The organism is Streptomyces sp. NPDC001868 (assembly GCF_040297125.1).
Lineage (GTDB): Bacteria > Actinomycetota > Actinomycetes > Streptomycetales > Streptomycetaceae > Streptomyces.
This window is the reverse complement of sequence record NZ_JBEOYO010000004.1, coordinates 284,430-297,780: the sequence shown is the minus strand read 5'-3', so window position 1 is coordinate 297,780 and position 13,351 is coordinate 284,430. Positions and strand designations below refer to the sequence as shown.

The following is a 13,351-nucleotide window of genomic DNA, read 5'->3' as shown; positions in this document are numbered from 1 at the left end:
GACCCCATGAGCCCGATCCCGGCCCCGGCCATCGGCCGCGTCCCCGTCAGGGACGTCCGCCCCCTTGTCGAGTGCGGCAGACGTCCCGCGAAGGCGGTCGTCGGCGAGACCTTCGAGGTCACCGCGACGCTCTTCCGGGAGGGCCACGGCGTGGTGGCCGCCAATGTCGTGCTCAAGGACCCGGAGGGCCGCCCCGCCCCGTGGACCCCGATGCGTGAACTCGCCCCCGGCACCGACCGCTGGGGCGCCTGTGTCACCCCCACCGCCGTGGGCCGCTGGACCTACCGCGTCGAGGCCTGGAGCGACCCGATCGCCACCTGGCGCCACACCGCCCGCATCAAGATCCCGGCCGGTATCGACCCCGGACTCGTCCTGGAGGAGGGCGCGGAGCTGTACGCGCGCGCCGCCGCCGGCGTGCCGGAGGGAGGCGGGCACACGGTCCTGCTGACGGCCGCCGGGCGCCTGCGCGACGACACCCTTCCGGTCGCCGACCGACTGGCGGCGGCGTTGGCGCCGGAGGTCGACGAGGTCCTCACCCGCCACCCCCTGCGCGAACTGGTCACCTCCAGCGAACCACTGCCCCTCCTCGTGGAGCGGGAGCGGGCCCTGTACGGCTCCTGGTACGAGTTCTTCCCGCGTTCCGAGGGCACCCCCGAGCAGCCCCACGGCACGTTCCGTACCGCCGCCCGCCGCCTGCCCGCCATCGCCGCGATGGGCTTCGACGTCATCTACCTGCCCCCGATCCACCCGATCGGGACCACCTTCCGCAAGGGCCGCAACAACACCCTCTCCCCCACCCCCGACGACGTCGGCGTGCCGTGGGCGATCGGCTCCCCGGAGGGCGGCCACGACGCCGTCCACCCCGACCTGGGCACGATCGACGACTTCGACTTCTTCGTGGCCGAGGCCCGCGCGCTGGGCCTGGAAGTCGCCCTGGACTTCGCGCTGCAGTGCTCCCCGGACCACCCGTGGGTGCAGAAGCATCCCGAGTGGTTCCACCACCGCCCCGACGGGACGATCGCGTACGCGGAGAACCCGCCGAAGAAGTACCAGGACATCTACCCCATCGCCTTCGACGCCGACCTGCCCGGCCTCATCGCCGAAACGACACGCGTCCTGCGGCACTGGATGGACCACGGGGTCCGGATCTTCCGCGTCGACAACCCCCACACCAAACCGGTGGTGTTCTGGGAACAGGTCATCGCCGACATCAACGCCACCGACCCCGACGTCATCTTCCTCGCCGAGGCCTTCACCCGCCCCGCGATGATGCACACCCTGGCCGCCACCGGCTTCCAGCAGTCCTACACCTACTTCACCTGGCGCAACACCAAACAGGAGCTGACGGAGTACGCCACCGAACTCGCCGGCGAAGCCGCCGCCTACATGCGGCCCAACTTCTTCGTCAACACCCCCGACATCCTCCACGCCTTCCTCCAGCAGGGCGGCCGCCCCGCCTTCGAACTCCGCGCCGTCCTCGCCGCCACCCTCTCCCCCACCTGGGGCGTCTACTCCGGCTACGAACTGTGCGAGAACACCCCCCTCAAGCCGGGCAGCGAGGAGTACCTCGACTCCGAGAAGTACCAACTCCGCCCCCGCGACTGGGACGCGGCGGCACAGGAGGGCCGCACGATCGCGCCCCTCATCACCGCGCTCAACGACATCAGACGGCGCCACCCCGCACTGCACGGGCTCCGGAACCTGCGCTTCCATCACACCGACAACGACGCGGTGATCGCGTACAGCAAGCGCGCGGGCCCGGACGCGGTCGTGGTGGTCGTCAACCTCGATCCCCATCGCGCCCAGGAGGCCACGGTCACGCTCGACATGGCGGAACTCGGCCTGGGGAGCGACGAGAACGTGCCGGTACGCGACGAGCTGACGGGGGAGACCTACCGCTGGGGAAGGACGAACTACGTGCGCCTGGAACCCGGGCGGGCACCCGCGCACATCCTCCATGTCCAGCATGTCCGGCTCCAGGCCGAGAGCACGACCTCCTCGTCGCAGATCGGAGTGTCAGGTACGCCATGACCATGAACAAACCCATCCCGGACACCTTCGAGGACACTCCGCAGCGGGACCGGGATCCGGACTGGTTCAAACGCGCCGTCTTCTATGAGGTCCTGGTCCGCTCGTTCCAGGACAGCGACGGCGACGGCATCGGCGACCTCAAGGGCCTGACCGCCAAACTCGACTATCTGCAGTGGCTCGGCATCGACTGCATCTGGCTCCCGCCCTTCTTCAAATCCCCCCTCCGCGACGGCGGCTACGACGTCTCCGACTACACCGCCGTCCTCCCCGAATTCGGCGACCTCGCCGACTTCGTGGAATTCGTCGACGCCGCCCACCAACGCGGCATGCGCGTCATCATCGACTTCGTCATGAACCACACCAGCGACCAGCACCCGTGGTTCCAGGAGTCCAGGAAAGACCCCGACGGCCCCTACGGCGACTACTACGTCTGGGCCGACGACGACAAACAGTTCCAGGACGCCCGCATCATCTTCGTCGACACCGAAGCCTCCAACTGGACCTTCGACCCCGTCCGCAAGCAGTACTTCTGGCACCGCTTCTTCTCCCACCAGCCCGATCTCAACTACGAGAACCCCGCCGTCCGGGAGGAAATGCTGGCCGCCCTGCGGTTCTGGCTGGACCTCGGCATCGACGGGTTCCGGCTGGACGCCGTCCCCTACCTCTACCAGGAGGAAGGCACCAACTGCGAGAACCTCCCGGCCACCCACGCGTTCCTCAAGCATGTCCGCCGGGAGATCGACACGCTGTACCCGGACACGGTCATCCTCGCGGAGGCGAACCAGTGGCCGGAGGACGTGGTCGACTACTTCGGTGATTTCTCCAGCGGCGGCGACGAATGCCATATGGCGTTCCACTTCCCGGTGATGCCGAGGATCTTCATGGCGGTCCGAAGGGAATCCCGCTACCCGGTCTCGGAAATCCTCGCCAAGACCCCGGCCATCCCCTCCAGTTGCCAATGGGGCATCTTCCTGCGCAATCATGATGAATTGACGCTGGAGATGGTCACCGACGAAGAGCGCGACTACATGTACGCGGAGTACGCCAAAGACCCGCGTATGCGCGCCAACATCGGAATCAGGCGTCGGCTGGCGCCCCTCCTGGACAACGACCGCAACCAGATCGAACTGTTCACCGCACTCCTGCTCTCCCTGCCCGGCTCGCCGATCCTCTACTACGGCGACGAGATCGGCATGGGCGACAACATCTGGCTCGGCGACCGCGACGCCGTCCGCACCCCCATGCAATGGACCCCCGACCGCAACGCCGGCTTCTCGACCTGCGACCCGGGACGACTCTCCCTCCCGACGATCATGGACCCGGTCTACGGCTACCAGGTGACGAACGTCGAGGCGTCGATGTCCTCCCCCTCCTCGCTGCTGCACTGGACCCGCCGCATGATCGAGATCCGCAAGCAGAACCCGGCGTTCGGTCTCGGCACCTACACCGAGTTGCCGTCGTCCAACCCGGCCGTGCTGGCGTATCTCCGGGAAGCCCCTTCGATCGAAGAAGACGGGGACGACCTGGTGCTGTGTGTGAACAACTTCTCGCGCTTCCCGCAGCCCACCGAACTGGATCTGCGCGCCTACGACGGACTCCACCCCGTGGAGCTCATCGGCGGTGTCCGTTTCCCCGCCGTAGGTGAACTGCCCTATCTGCTCACCCTCGCGGGCCACGGCTTCTACTGGTTCCGGCTCTCCCGAGTCCTCTCCCGCGCTGCCCGAGGGCGTTGAAGCGCGGGCCGGCGAAAGGACGCGTCACCATGCCGAAGACCGCAACCGCATTGCTCCGGCCGAGCTGCGACGGGGTCGCCGCCGACCTCATGACCTCGCTGGCCGGGCTGCTGCGCGAGTGGCTGCCGAGGCAGCGCTGGTTCGCCGGCAAGGACCGGCCGGTCACGGACCTCGCCCTCCTGTCGATGACCGAGCTGTATCCGGGCTGTCTGCATCTGCTCGTGCACACCGGTCAGCCGAGCCACACCGGCCACGGCGGAGTGCCCGCGCCCGGTGGCGCCACCCCGGACGGTGACTGCTACCAGCTGCTGCTCGGTGTGCGCGAGCAGGTGGTGCCACGCCTCAGCCGGGCGCTCATCGGGCAGGCGCACGAGGGTCCGCTCGCGGGGCTGACCGTGTACGACGCGCTGTACGACCCCCGCTCGGCGCAGCTGCTCCTCGAGCGGCTGCGGCATCCCGGTACGGCGGGCCCGCTGTGTTTCGAGGCGGACCCGGACGTACGGGTACCGGCCGGGCTGGCTCCCCGGCTGCTGGACGCCGAGCAGTCCAACTCCTCGCTGGTGTACGGGGACGCGTTCATCCTGAAGGTCTTCCGGCGTATCCAGCCGGGGGTGAACCCGGATCTGGAGGTGCCGGGCGCGCTGGCCGGGCAGGGGTGCGGCCGGGTGCCGGCGCCGGTGGCCTGGTTCCGGACGACCGATCCGTTCGCGGCGACGCTCGGTGTGCTGCAGCCGTTCCTGCCCGACGCCTCCGACGGCTGGACACTGGCGCTCGGCGCGCTCGCCGCCGGGCAGGACTTCACGGCGCAGGCCCGTGAGCTGGGCCGGGCCACGGCGGAGGTCCATATGGCGCTGGCCTCGGCCTTCCCCTCCGGGGCCCACGACGAGAACGGGCGGACGGCCGCCGCGATGACCGAGCGGCTGGACGCCGCCGCGCGCTGTGTACCGGCGCTGCGGCCGTTCGTGCCCGGGCTGCGCACCGCCTTCCACGCCCTGCTGTCCTGCGATGTCGGGCCGGCCGCGCAGCGCGTCCACGGCGATCTGCATCTGGGGCAGGTGCTGCGGGCGGGCCGGGAGTGGTTCGTGATCGACTTCGAGGGCGAGCCGTCCCGTCCACTCGCCGAGCGGTGCGGCACCCAGTCGCCGGTGCGGGACATCGCCGGGATGCTGCGCTCCTTCGACTACGCCGCCCGGCAGCGCCGCCCCTGGCGCCCGGAGTGGGCACGCCGCTGCCGGGAGGCCTACTGCGCGGGTTACGCGGCGCACGCCGGCTGGGATCCGCGCAAGAAGCACGGTCTGCTGCGTGCCTATGAGACCGACCGGGCCGTGTACGAGGTGCTGTACGAGGCCCGGCACCGCCCCGACTGGCTTCCCGTACCGATGGCGGCGATCGAGCGTCTCGCCGTGAGAGGAGACTGACACCGTGGCCCTGCGCGACACCACTCCCCCCGAGGCGGCGGGCCCGCCGCCGCGCAGGCCCCGGCTGACCGTGCCGGCCCCTCCCCTGGCCCCCGACGACCGTGCGCGGCTGCTGTCCGGCGCCCATCACGACCCGCACGCCCTGCTCGGCGCCCACCCGGTGACGGGCGGGATCGCGGTACGGGCCCTGCGACCGTACGCCCATGCCGTGAGCGTCGTGATCGACGGCGAACGCACCTATCTCGCCTCGGAGGGTGACGGCCTCTTCTCCGTCCTGCTCCCGCTCGACACCGACACCGACACCACCACCGCCACCGTCGATGTCCCGGAGTACACGCTGCTCGTCTCGTACGAGGACACCGACCACGAGGTCCATGACCCGTACCGTTTCCTGCCCGCGCTGGGCGAGCTGGATCTGCATCTGATCCGTGAGGGGCGGCACGAGCAGTTGTGGAAGGCGCTCGGGGCCGAGCCGATGACCCATCAGGGGGTGCCCGGCACCCGGTTCACCGTGTGGGCGCCGAATGCCCAAGGGGTGCGGGTCGTCGGGGACTTCGCCTGCTGGAACGGGACGGCGTTCCCGATGAGGTCCCTCGGTGCGTCCGGGGTCTGGGAGCTGTTCCTGCCGGGGGTGGGCGTGGGCGCCCACTACAAGTTCGAGATCACCTCGCGCCACGGCCACCGGCTCCTCAAGGCCGACCCGATGGCCCGCCAGGCGGAGGTCCCGCCCGCGACGGCGTCCATCGTCACCGCCTCGCGCTACGAGTGGGGCGACGCGGAGTGGATGGCCGGGCGCGGGGACACGCCTGTGCACGAGGCGCCGTTCTCCGTCTACGAGGTCCATCTGCCGTCCTGGCGACCAGGACTGACGTACCGTCAACTCGCCGATGTGCTGCCGGAGTACGTCCGCGATCTCGGCTTCACCCACGTCGAGCTGATGCCGGTCGCCCAGCATCCGTTCAGCGGGTCCTGGGGCTACCAGGTCACCGGCTTCTACGCCCCGACCGCCCGCCTCGGCACCCCCGACGACTTCAAGTACCTCGTCGACGCGCTGCACCGGACCGACATCGGCGTGATCGTGGACTGGGTGCCCGCCCACTTCCCCAAGGACGACTGGGCGCTCGGCCGCTTCGACGGGGAGCCGCTGTACGAGCCCGGGGACAGCCGGCGGGCCGAGCATCCGGACTGGGGGACGTACGAGTTCGACTTCGGGCGCGTAGAGGTCCGCAACTTCCTGGTGGCGAACGCCGTCTACTGGTGCGAGGAGTTCCATGTCGACGGGCTGCGGGTGGATGCCGTCGCCTCGATGCTGTACCTCGACTACTCGCGTGACTCCGGTCAGTGGTCGCCCAATGTGTTCGGCGGGCGTGAGGATCTGGACGCGGTCGCCTTTCTGCAGGAGATGAACGCGACCGTGTACCGGCGGGCGCCCGGTGTGGTGACCATCGCGGAGGAGTCCACGGCCTGGGACGGCGTCACCCGGCCGACCGACAGCGGCGGGCTGGGCTTCGGGCTGAAGTGGAACATGGGGTGGATGCACGACTCGCTGGGCTATATCGAGCACGAGCCCGTGCATCGCAAGTACCACCACAACGAGATGTCGTTCTCGATGGTGTACGCGTACAGCGAGAACTACGTCCTGCCCATCTCGCACGACGAGGTCGTGCACGGGAAGCGGGCGCTGGTGTCGAAGATGCCGGGTGACTGGTGGCAGCGGCGGGCGAATCACCGCGCGTATCTGGGCTTCATGTGGGCCCATCCCGGCAAGCAACTGCTCTTCATGGGGCAGGAGTTCGCGCAGGGCGGCGAGTGGTCGGAGCCGGACGGTCCCGACTGGTGGCTGCTCGATCCGGGGTACGGCGCCGAGGCCGACCATCGCGGTGTGCGGGATCTCGTCCGTGACCTCAATACGGTGTACCGGGACACGCCCGCGCTCTGGCAGCGGGACACCGATCCCGGTGGGTTCCAGTGGGTGAGCGCGGACGCGGCCGAGGACAATGTGTTCGCGTTCCTGCGGCTCGATGCGGGTGGTGTGCCGTTGCTGGCCGTGTCCAACTTCAGTCCTGTGGTGCGTGAGGGCTATCGGCTGGGGGTGCCTGACGATGTCCCGGTGTGGCGTGAGGTGCTGAACACCGATGCCGTGGTGTACGGAGGGAGCGGCGTCGTCAACGCCCACCCCGTCGAACGTGAGCCACATGCCTGGCACGGGCGGGCGGGCAGTGTCCGCGTGACGTTGCCCCCGCTCTCCACGCTCTGGCTCCGCCCGGCACAGCGGGGCGAGGAAACGCGGGGCGCGGGCGAGTGGTCAGGATCGGAGAAGCCTCGGCGCCCCTCCCCGTCCTAGCGTGGACCGCAGATCCCAGCGACCGGAATCTCAACCCACCGAGGAGCACGTCATGACCGCCGGACTGAAGACCATCGTCTACCCCGTCAAGGACCTGGCCGGGGCGAAGGCCCTGTTCAGCGCGCTGCTGGAGGTGGAACCGTACGCGGACACCCCGTACTACGTCGGTTTCAAGGACGCCGGCCAGGACGTGGCCCTGGACCCGAACGGCCACGCGAAGGGGATGACGGGCCCGGTCCCGTACTGGCACGTCGCCGACATCCGGTCGACGCTCACGGCCCTGCTCGGCACGGGCGCGGAGACCCTGGAGGACGTTCACGACGTGGGCGGCGGCAGGCTGATCGCCTCGGTGAAGGACGCGGACGGAAACCTGATCGGGCTCATGGAGGACACCGCGGCCGAGTAGCGCGAGGCCGGTGGATGCGTCTGCACTAGTTGCACAGACAACGAACACCTCGCCCTCTGTTACCGTGCACATATGGCAGCGAACACGGCCGGTGTCCGGCTCGAGGACCAATGGCGGGACATCCTGTCCGTGCACGCCCGCACGATGTGCGAGATCGACCGCGTACTGCATCCGCACGGCCTCGGCGCCAGCGACTTCGAGGTGCTCGACATCCTCGCGTCGGGCATGGCGGCGGCCACGGCCGCCGGGGACCTGTGCCGGGTGCAGAACATCGCGGAGAAGGTCCACCTCAGCCAGAGCGCTCTGTCCCGGCTGATCGGCCGCCTGGAGAAGGACGGCCTGGTGGAGCGGTCCGTCTGCGCGGAGGACCGGCGCGGCGTATGGGTCACCCTGACGGACAAGGGCCGCGACCTGCACGCGGAGGTCCTGCCACTGCAGCGCGACGTCCTGTCCCGCATGCTGCGGCAGGGCTGACCCACCGGCGCCTCCGCCTCACCTCCCCCTCAGCGCGGCAGATCCCGTACGCCCCCGAAGGCGAACGCCGTCGTGGCCGGGTCCGCACCGCGCCGGGGCGGGGGTCAGATGCCCTGTCCTCCCAGGAGGGTGCCCACGTCATGGGCGTCGAGGGTGAGGCCGTGCGGGGAGCCGGCGTCGATGGTGAGGGACAGATCGGCGTCGGTCGGCCACTGGGAGGCGAGGGCGCCCAGCGGGACCAGGCGGTAGCGCGACACATAGGGCAGGAGCTCGGCCATCGCGGGTTCCGAGGTGAAGACCGGCACGATCTGTTCGCCGCCGGGCTGCTCCAGGACGGGCAGCGCCACGGCCGTCGGGTCGCTCACGGCCGCCTCGTCGGCGTCGTCCGGCACGGGAATCAGCACCTCACTGTCGGCGAGCGTGTGCAGCGCGGCCGTGTCATGGGTGTCGAAGGCGAGCACGGTCAGCGCGCGCTGGGCCGGTGTGGTGGCCTGGGTCGCGTGGTGGCCGTTGGAGGATATGTCCATGAAAGATCCCAGGTAGTGATGGAAAAAGCCGCCCAGGACGGCGTCCGTCCCGGGCGCGTCGCCCCTCGCGTACCCGACACGGACGCGGGCATTCCTGTGCGCGACCGATGCGTGCGAGGTGTGCGGGGCGGGAGTGATCGCGCGGGCGGGGGCCGGCGGGTCAGGGGATGAGGGGGATGCCGTCCGAGGGCAGGCCCAGGCGGTCGCAGCCGACGCGCCTGGCCAGGGGTTCGGCCATGCTCGCTCCGACGTGGGTCCAGTACGTGGCCGCGTCCCGGAAGTACCGCTGCATCCGTTCGCCGTCGCGGGCGTGCCGGGAGCCTGCGGTGCGGAAGAGGGTGCCCTGGAGGACGTCGTACGCCATCCGTCCGGCGTGCTGGAAGACGAGCGCGAGGCGGTTGTCGACGGCGGTGGTGAAGGCTTCCTCGCCCGTGATGTTGCGGCGGCAGGCCTCCATCCAGGCGTGGGCGTTGTGCTGGAGCGCGGCCTCGGCGGTGTGGATCGCGCCGAGTGCCTCGCCGAGGTGGCGTTGGTAGTCGTGGAGTTCGGCGCGGGTGCGGGTGGGGTCCAGGAGCTGCGGGCGTTCGGTGAGGATGCGGGCGTATTCGTCGGCTGCGGCGTACGCGGTGCCGATGATGATGGCGGCCAGCTCGCCGTGGTAGAAGCTGGGCGCGCGGTGGGCGTACATCGGGTTGTCGTGGAGTTTCGAGCCGGGGGTGCCGCCCTCCACGGGCAGGTCGAGGAGGCTCGTCTCGCGGGTGAAGTGGGTGGGGACGCGGCCGTTGTCGATGCGGACGCTGTTGGAGCCGGAGCCGCGCAGGCCGAGCACGCCGTGCCAGTCCTCGACGACGGTGAACTGCGAGCGCGGGGCGATGAACAGCACGAACGGACCCGGCGGGTCGTCGGGCTTCTCGGGGGCGCGCAGGGTCTGGCCGATGTAGTGCGTGGAGTAGGGGGCGCCGGAGGAGTACGGCCACACACCGTCGAGGAGGATGTGGCCGTCGCCGTCGGGGCGGGCGAGGCCGACCGGGGCGACGGTGGAGGCGGCCCGGAAGTCGCCGTCGGTGCCGAAGATCTCGTCCTGGGCCTTCTTCTCGAAGACGCCGGCGACCTGGAGGACGTGGGCGGCGGTCAGGCAGAGGGCCCAGCCGGTGGAGGGGCAGCCGCGGGCGATCTCGGTGACGACGCGGTAGAAGGTGGGGAGGCCGAACTCGTAGCCGCCGTAGCGGCGGGGCTGGAGCGTCCGGTAGAAGCCGGCGCGCAGGAAGTCCTGGTGGGTCTCCTCGGGGTAGCGGGTCAACTCCTCGGTTTCCGCCTGCCGTTCGAGCAGAGCGGGCCGTAGTGCCACGGCCCGCTCCACGAGTTCACGTTCGGTGAGGTCCGGTTCGGGAACGGCGATCACTGTGTCTCCAGACGTGGGGGGACGTCGGTGTGCGACACAGGTGATTCAACTCCCGGCGGGGCCTCGGTGTACCCATCGGATAGCGCCAAGTAGCGCTCACTTCAGGTACGGACCGTCACCGCCGATCTTGCCGGGGCCGTTGAGGACGTACACCCGCAGATTGCCCTTGCCGGGTGCCCCGACGCTGAGCGTGCCGTTGGAGACGGTCTTCACGTCGCCGGTGACGGCGTCCCGGTAGGTGCCGTCGGGGATGCCGTCGTAGGTGGCGCCGCCGGTGACGGTGACGAGGGCGAAGCTGTCGGTCGAGCCGCTGGTGTAGCGGCGTTTGAAGGCCATCTGGCCGCTGATGCCCTCGGTGGAGTACTGGCCCGTCTGGAGGGCGGGGACCGCGCGGCGGATCTGGTTGAGGCGCTGGAGGTGCTTGACCAGCGGCTGGGAGAGCGTCGTGGCGACCTGTCCGCTCGCCGAGTCGGCCTTGCCGAAGTCGGACGCCGTCACCGATCCGGCGAGATGGTCGCCGTAGTACGCGCGTCCGGTGGTGGCCAGCGCGCAGGTCGGCCCGCAGTCGATCTTCTGGCCCTTCTGGAACTCGATCTCCGAGCCGTAGTAGAGCGTGGGGATGCCGCGGAAGGTCCACATCAGGGACATGTTCTCGGCCCAGGCGTCGGTGCCCTCGCCGTAGCGGTTGCTGGACTTGTTGGGGCCGTAGTCGTGGCTGTCGACGTAGACGACGTTGTACGTGGCGTCGTTGACGCTGTCGTCGGAGTCCTTGCCGTTGCCGTAGGCGTTCTGCGCGTCACCGAAGTTCATGTGCATGCGCATGTCGATGATGTGCATGCCGGAGAACCGGCTGTGGTCCGGCGTGTGGTAGCTGTTGCCGTTCAGGAAGGCGTTGGTGGAGGTCGGCTGGTTGCCGGTGCCCTGGCCGTTCTCGTAGTCGAACTGCTCCAGGGCGGCCTTCTCGTCGTCGGCGCTGTACTCCTTGCGTTCCTTCCAGGTGTAGAACTGCGCCGAGTGGTTGACCGAGCCCCGGTTCCACTTGTCGTTGACGAAGGCCGCGACCTCGCCGAAGACGAAGAAGTTCTTGGCGGCCTCGGCGCCGAACTTCTGGGTGACCCGTTCCTGGATAGCGGGCAGGAAGCGGCGGTTCCAGGTGACGCGCGGGATGTGGACGGCCGTGTCCACGCGGAAGCCGTCGACGCCCATGTCGATGTACTTGTCGTAGGCGCCGATGAGGTAGTTCTGCACGGCCGTGTTCTCGGTGTCGAAGTCGGCGAGGTCCTCGTGCAGCCAGCAGGAGCGGGCGTCCTCGCCCTCCCAGTTCCCGATCCAGCACTGGTGGTAGTACGCCTTGGGGAACATGCCCGAAGTGGGGCTCGGCCACTGGCAGTTGTAGAGGGTGTAGCCCTCGGCGCTCTTGCCGCCGGTGGGCTTGCCCCAGTTGACGCAGGTGTTGCCGGTCGGCTCGGCCGTGGACCACAGGTCGCCGTTGTAGTACGACTTCCCGGACTTGGGCTCGACGGTCAGGCCGTCGTACTCGAAGCCCTCGTTCTTCTCGTCGTAGTACCAGCTCCACTGGGAGTCCCGGACGCCGTAGACCTTCGGCGTGGACAGGTTCTTGGCGCCCCAGCGGGAGCTGTGGTTGTAGACGACGTCCTGGTAGATCTTCATGCCCTTGGCGTGGGCCGCGTTGATCAGGTCCTGGTACGAGGCCCCGGTCGACTCCAGGCGCGGATCCACCTTGTAGAAGTCGTAGCCGTGATAGCCGTGGTAGTCGTAGTCGGAGCGATTGAGGACCACCGGGGTGATCCAGACCGCGGAGAAGCCGAGCGCCTTGATGTAGTCGAGCCGGTTGACCAGGCCCTTGAAGTCGCCCCGGAACATGGGGTCGTTGTTGGCCGCGTTGCCCGACTTGGTGTGCTGGCCGCCGCCCCGGTTGTTGGAGCTGTCGCCGTCGTGGAAGCGGGCGGTGAGGACGAAGTAGATGGGGTCCTTGCGGGGGTCGGTGCCGAGGGGGGTGCCGGAGGCGGGTTCGGGGGCCTTCTCACCAGTGGTCGCCTTGGCTTCGGCGGAGGCGGCCGAGGTGTTGCCGGCCGCGTCCACCGCCTTCACCGTGTACGTGTAGGTCGTCTTCTCCTCGAGTCCTGTGTCGGAGAGGACGGTCGAGCCGATGTCGGTGACGGTCGTGCCCTTGGTGCCGCCGGTGCGGGTTACCTGGTACTTGGTGACGCCCTTGTCGTCGGTCGAGGCGTCCCAGCTCAGCACGATCGAGGTGTGGGTGGCGCTCGCGGTGACCTTGGCCGGGACGGTCGGCGCCCGGGTGTCGGGGGCCTCGGCCGCGCACGGGTCCTTGGCGTCCTTGGTGACCGTGCGGTCCTTCACCGTCGTCGTACCGGCCGGGATCGCGTAGTCGGCGCTGTTGTTGTTGTCCCAGACGCCGTTGCCGTTGTTGAAGGCCGCCTTGAGGGAGGTGGCCGTGCCGAGGTCGAGGGTCTTCTTCCACCAGCCGGCGCAGGCCGATTCCATGCCCACGCCGGGCGCGGTCGTCCAGGAGCCGCCGGTGGGCGCGTAGTGGATGTTGGTCGTGGTCCAGCCGGTCGTCGCGGTCGAGTAGTAGACGGTCGCCTTGTCGCCCTCGACGGGGCCGGTGCCGGCGCAGGGGTCGCTGTGGGCGATCACGCCGTCCTTGACCGTGATGGTGCCCGTGCCGAGCGCGTAGTTGTTGCCGCCGTTGTTGTCCCAGGTGCCGCTGCCGTTGTTGAAGGTGGCGGCCAGGCCGGTGGCCGCGCCCAGGTCGACGGTCTTCTTCACCCAGTCCGTGCAGGCGGTCTCCATCCGGGTGCCGGGCACGGTCGTCCAGGAGCCGCCGTCGGGGGCGTAGTGGAGGTAGGTGGAGGACCAGTTCTTGGTCTTCGTGTAGTAGAAGACGGTCGCCGTGTTCGCCTCGGCGGCGGCCGGTTCCATGGGGAGGGGGCCCGCCTCGGGGACCGCCGCGAGCGCTCCGAGCAGGCCGGCC

The 13,351-nt window shown here is 69.5% G+C and carries 9 protein-coding genes; 6 read left to right on the top strand and 3 right to left on the bottom strand.

The features are described 5' to 3' along the window. Positions 1–6: 6 nt before the first annotated feature. From ABT147_RS07760 to ABT147_RS07735, 6 genes are all read left to right on the top strand, one after another. Entirely contained in the window at positions 7–2,031 is a 2,025-nt protein-coding gene (locus ABT147_RS07760; protein WP_351403302.1) for an alpha-1,4-glucan--maltose-1-phosphate maltosyltransferase, read from the top strand. Further along, on the top strand, positions 2,028–3,764 hold the full coding sequence (gene treS / locus ABT147_RS07755) for a maltose alpha-D-glucosyltransferase (protein WP_351403301.1): 1,737 nt from the start codon (positions 2,028–2,030) through the stop codon (positions 3,762–3,764). Before ABT147_RS07760 ends, treS begins: the two co-directional genes overlap by 4 nt. Positions 3,765–3,793: 29 nt before the next feature. Further along, a complete protein-coding gene (locus ABT147_RS07750) occupies positions 3,794–5,182 on the top strand; it encodes a maltokinase N-terminal cap-like domain-containing protein (RefSeq protein WP_351403299.1) in 1,389 nt (462 codons plus the stop codon). A 4-nt stretch (positions 5,183–5,186) separates the two neighbouring features. Beyond that, entirely contained in the window at positions 5,187–7,526 is a 2,340-nt protein-coding gene (gene glgB, locus ABT147_RS07745) for a 1,4-alpha-glucan branching enzyme (RefSeq protein WP_351403298.1), read from the top strand. Between the two features lie 52 nt (positions 7,527–7,578). After that, complete coding sequence (locus ABT147_RS07740) at positions 7,579–7,932, top strand: VOC family protein (RefSeq protein ID WP_351403297.1); 354 nt, start codon at positions 7,579–7,581, stop codon at positions 7,930–7,932. Between the two features lie 72 nt (positions 7,933–8,004). Next, positions 8,005–8,406 carry a MarR family winged helix-turn-helix transcriptional regulator gene (locus tag ABT147_RS07735; RefSeq protein ID WP_351403296.1) on the top strand — a complete coding sequence of 134 codons (402 nt, stop codon included), beginning with the start codon at positions 8,005–8,007 and terminating at the stop codon, positions 8,404–8,406. 104 nt (positions 8,407–8,510) lie between these two features. On the opposite strand, the gene ABT147_RS07730 is transcribed toward ABT147_RS07735, so the two are convergent. From ABT147_RS07730 to ABT147_RS07720, 3 genes are all read right to left on the bottom strand, one after another. Next, positions 8,511–8,933 carry an SseB family protein gene (locus tag ABT147_RS07730; RefSeq protein ID WP_351403295.1) on the bottom strand — a complete coding sequence of 141 codons (423 nt, stop codon included), beginning with the start codon at positions 8,931–8,933 and terminating at the stop codon, positions 8,511–8,513. Between the two features lie 160 nt (positions 8,934–9,093). Beyond that, on the bottom strand, positions 9,094–10,335 hold the full coding sequence (locus ABT147_RS07725) for an acyl-CoA dehydrogenase family protein (protein WP_351403294.1): 1,242 nt from the start codon (positions 10,333–10,335) through the stop codon (positions 9,094–9,096). 96 nt (positions 10,336–10,431) lie between these two features. Then, the gene (locus ABT147_RS07720; RefSeq protein ID WP_351403339.1) at positions 10,432–13,299 is read right to left on the bottom strand and encodes a carbohydrate binding domain-containing protein; all 2,868 of its coding nucleotides are present in this window, start codon (positions 13,297–13,299) and stop codon (positions 10,432–10,434) included. Between the last annotated feature and the right edge of the window lie 52 nt (positions 13,300–13,351).

Excerpts from the sequence above, each read along its gene's own strand:
- ABT147_RS07735 (WP_351403296.1), top strand. The coding sequence starts at position 8,005 with ATGGCAGCGAACACGGCCGGTGTCCGGCTCGAGGACCAATGGCGGGAC.
- ABT147_RS07720 (WP_351403339.1), bottom strand. The coding sequence starts at position 13,299 with ATGGAACCGGCCGCCGCCGAGGCGAACACGGCGACCGTCTTCTACTAC.
- ABT147_RS07730 (WP_351403295.1), bottom strand. The coding sequence starts at position 8,933 with ATGGACATATCCTCCAACGGCCACCACGCGACCCAGGCCACCACACCG.
- ABT147_RS07740 (WP_351403297.1), top strand. The coding sequence starts at position 7,579 with ATGACCGCCGGACTGAAGACCATCGTCTACCCCGTCAAGGACCTGGCC.
- ABT147_RS07750 (WP_351403299.1), top strand. The coding sequence starts at position 3,794 with ATGCCGAAGACCGCAACCGCATTGCTCCGGCCGAGCTGCGACGGGGTC.
- ABT147_RS07760 (WP_351403302.1), top strand. The coding sequence starts at position 7 with ATGAGCCCGATCCCGGCCCCGGCCATCGGCCGCGTCCCCGTCAGGGAC.
- treS (WP_351403301.1), top strand. The coding sequence starts at position 2,028 with ATGACCATGAACAAACCCATCCCGGACACCTTCGAGGACACTCCGCAG.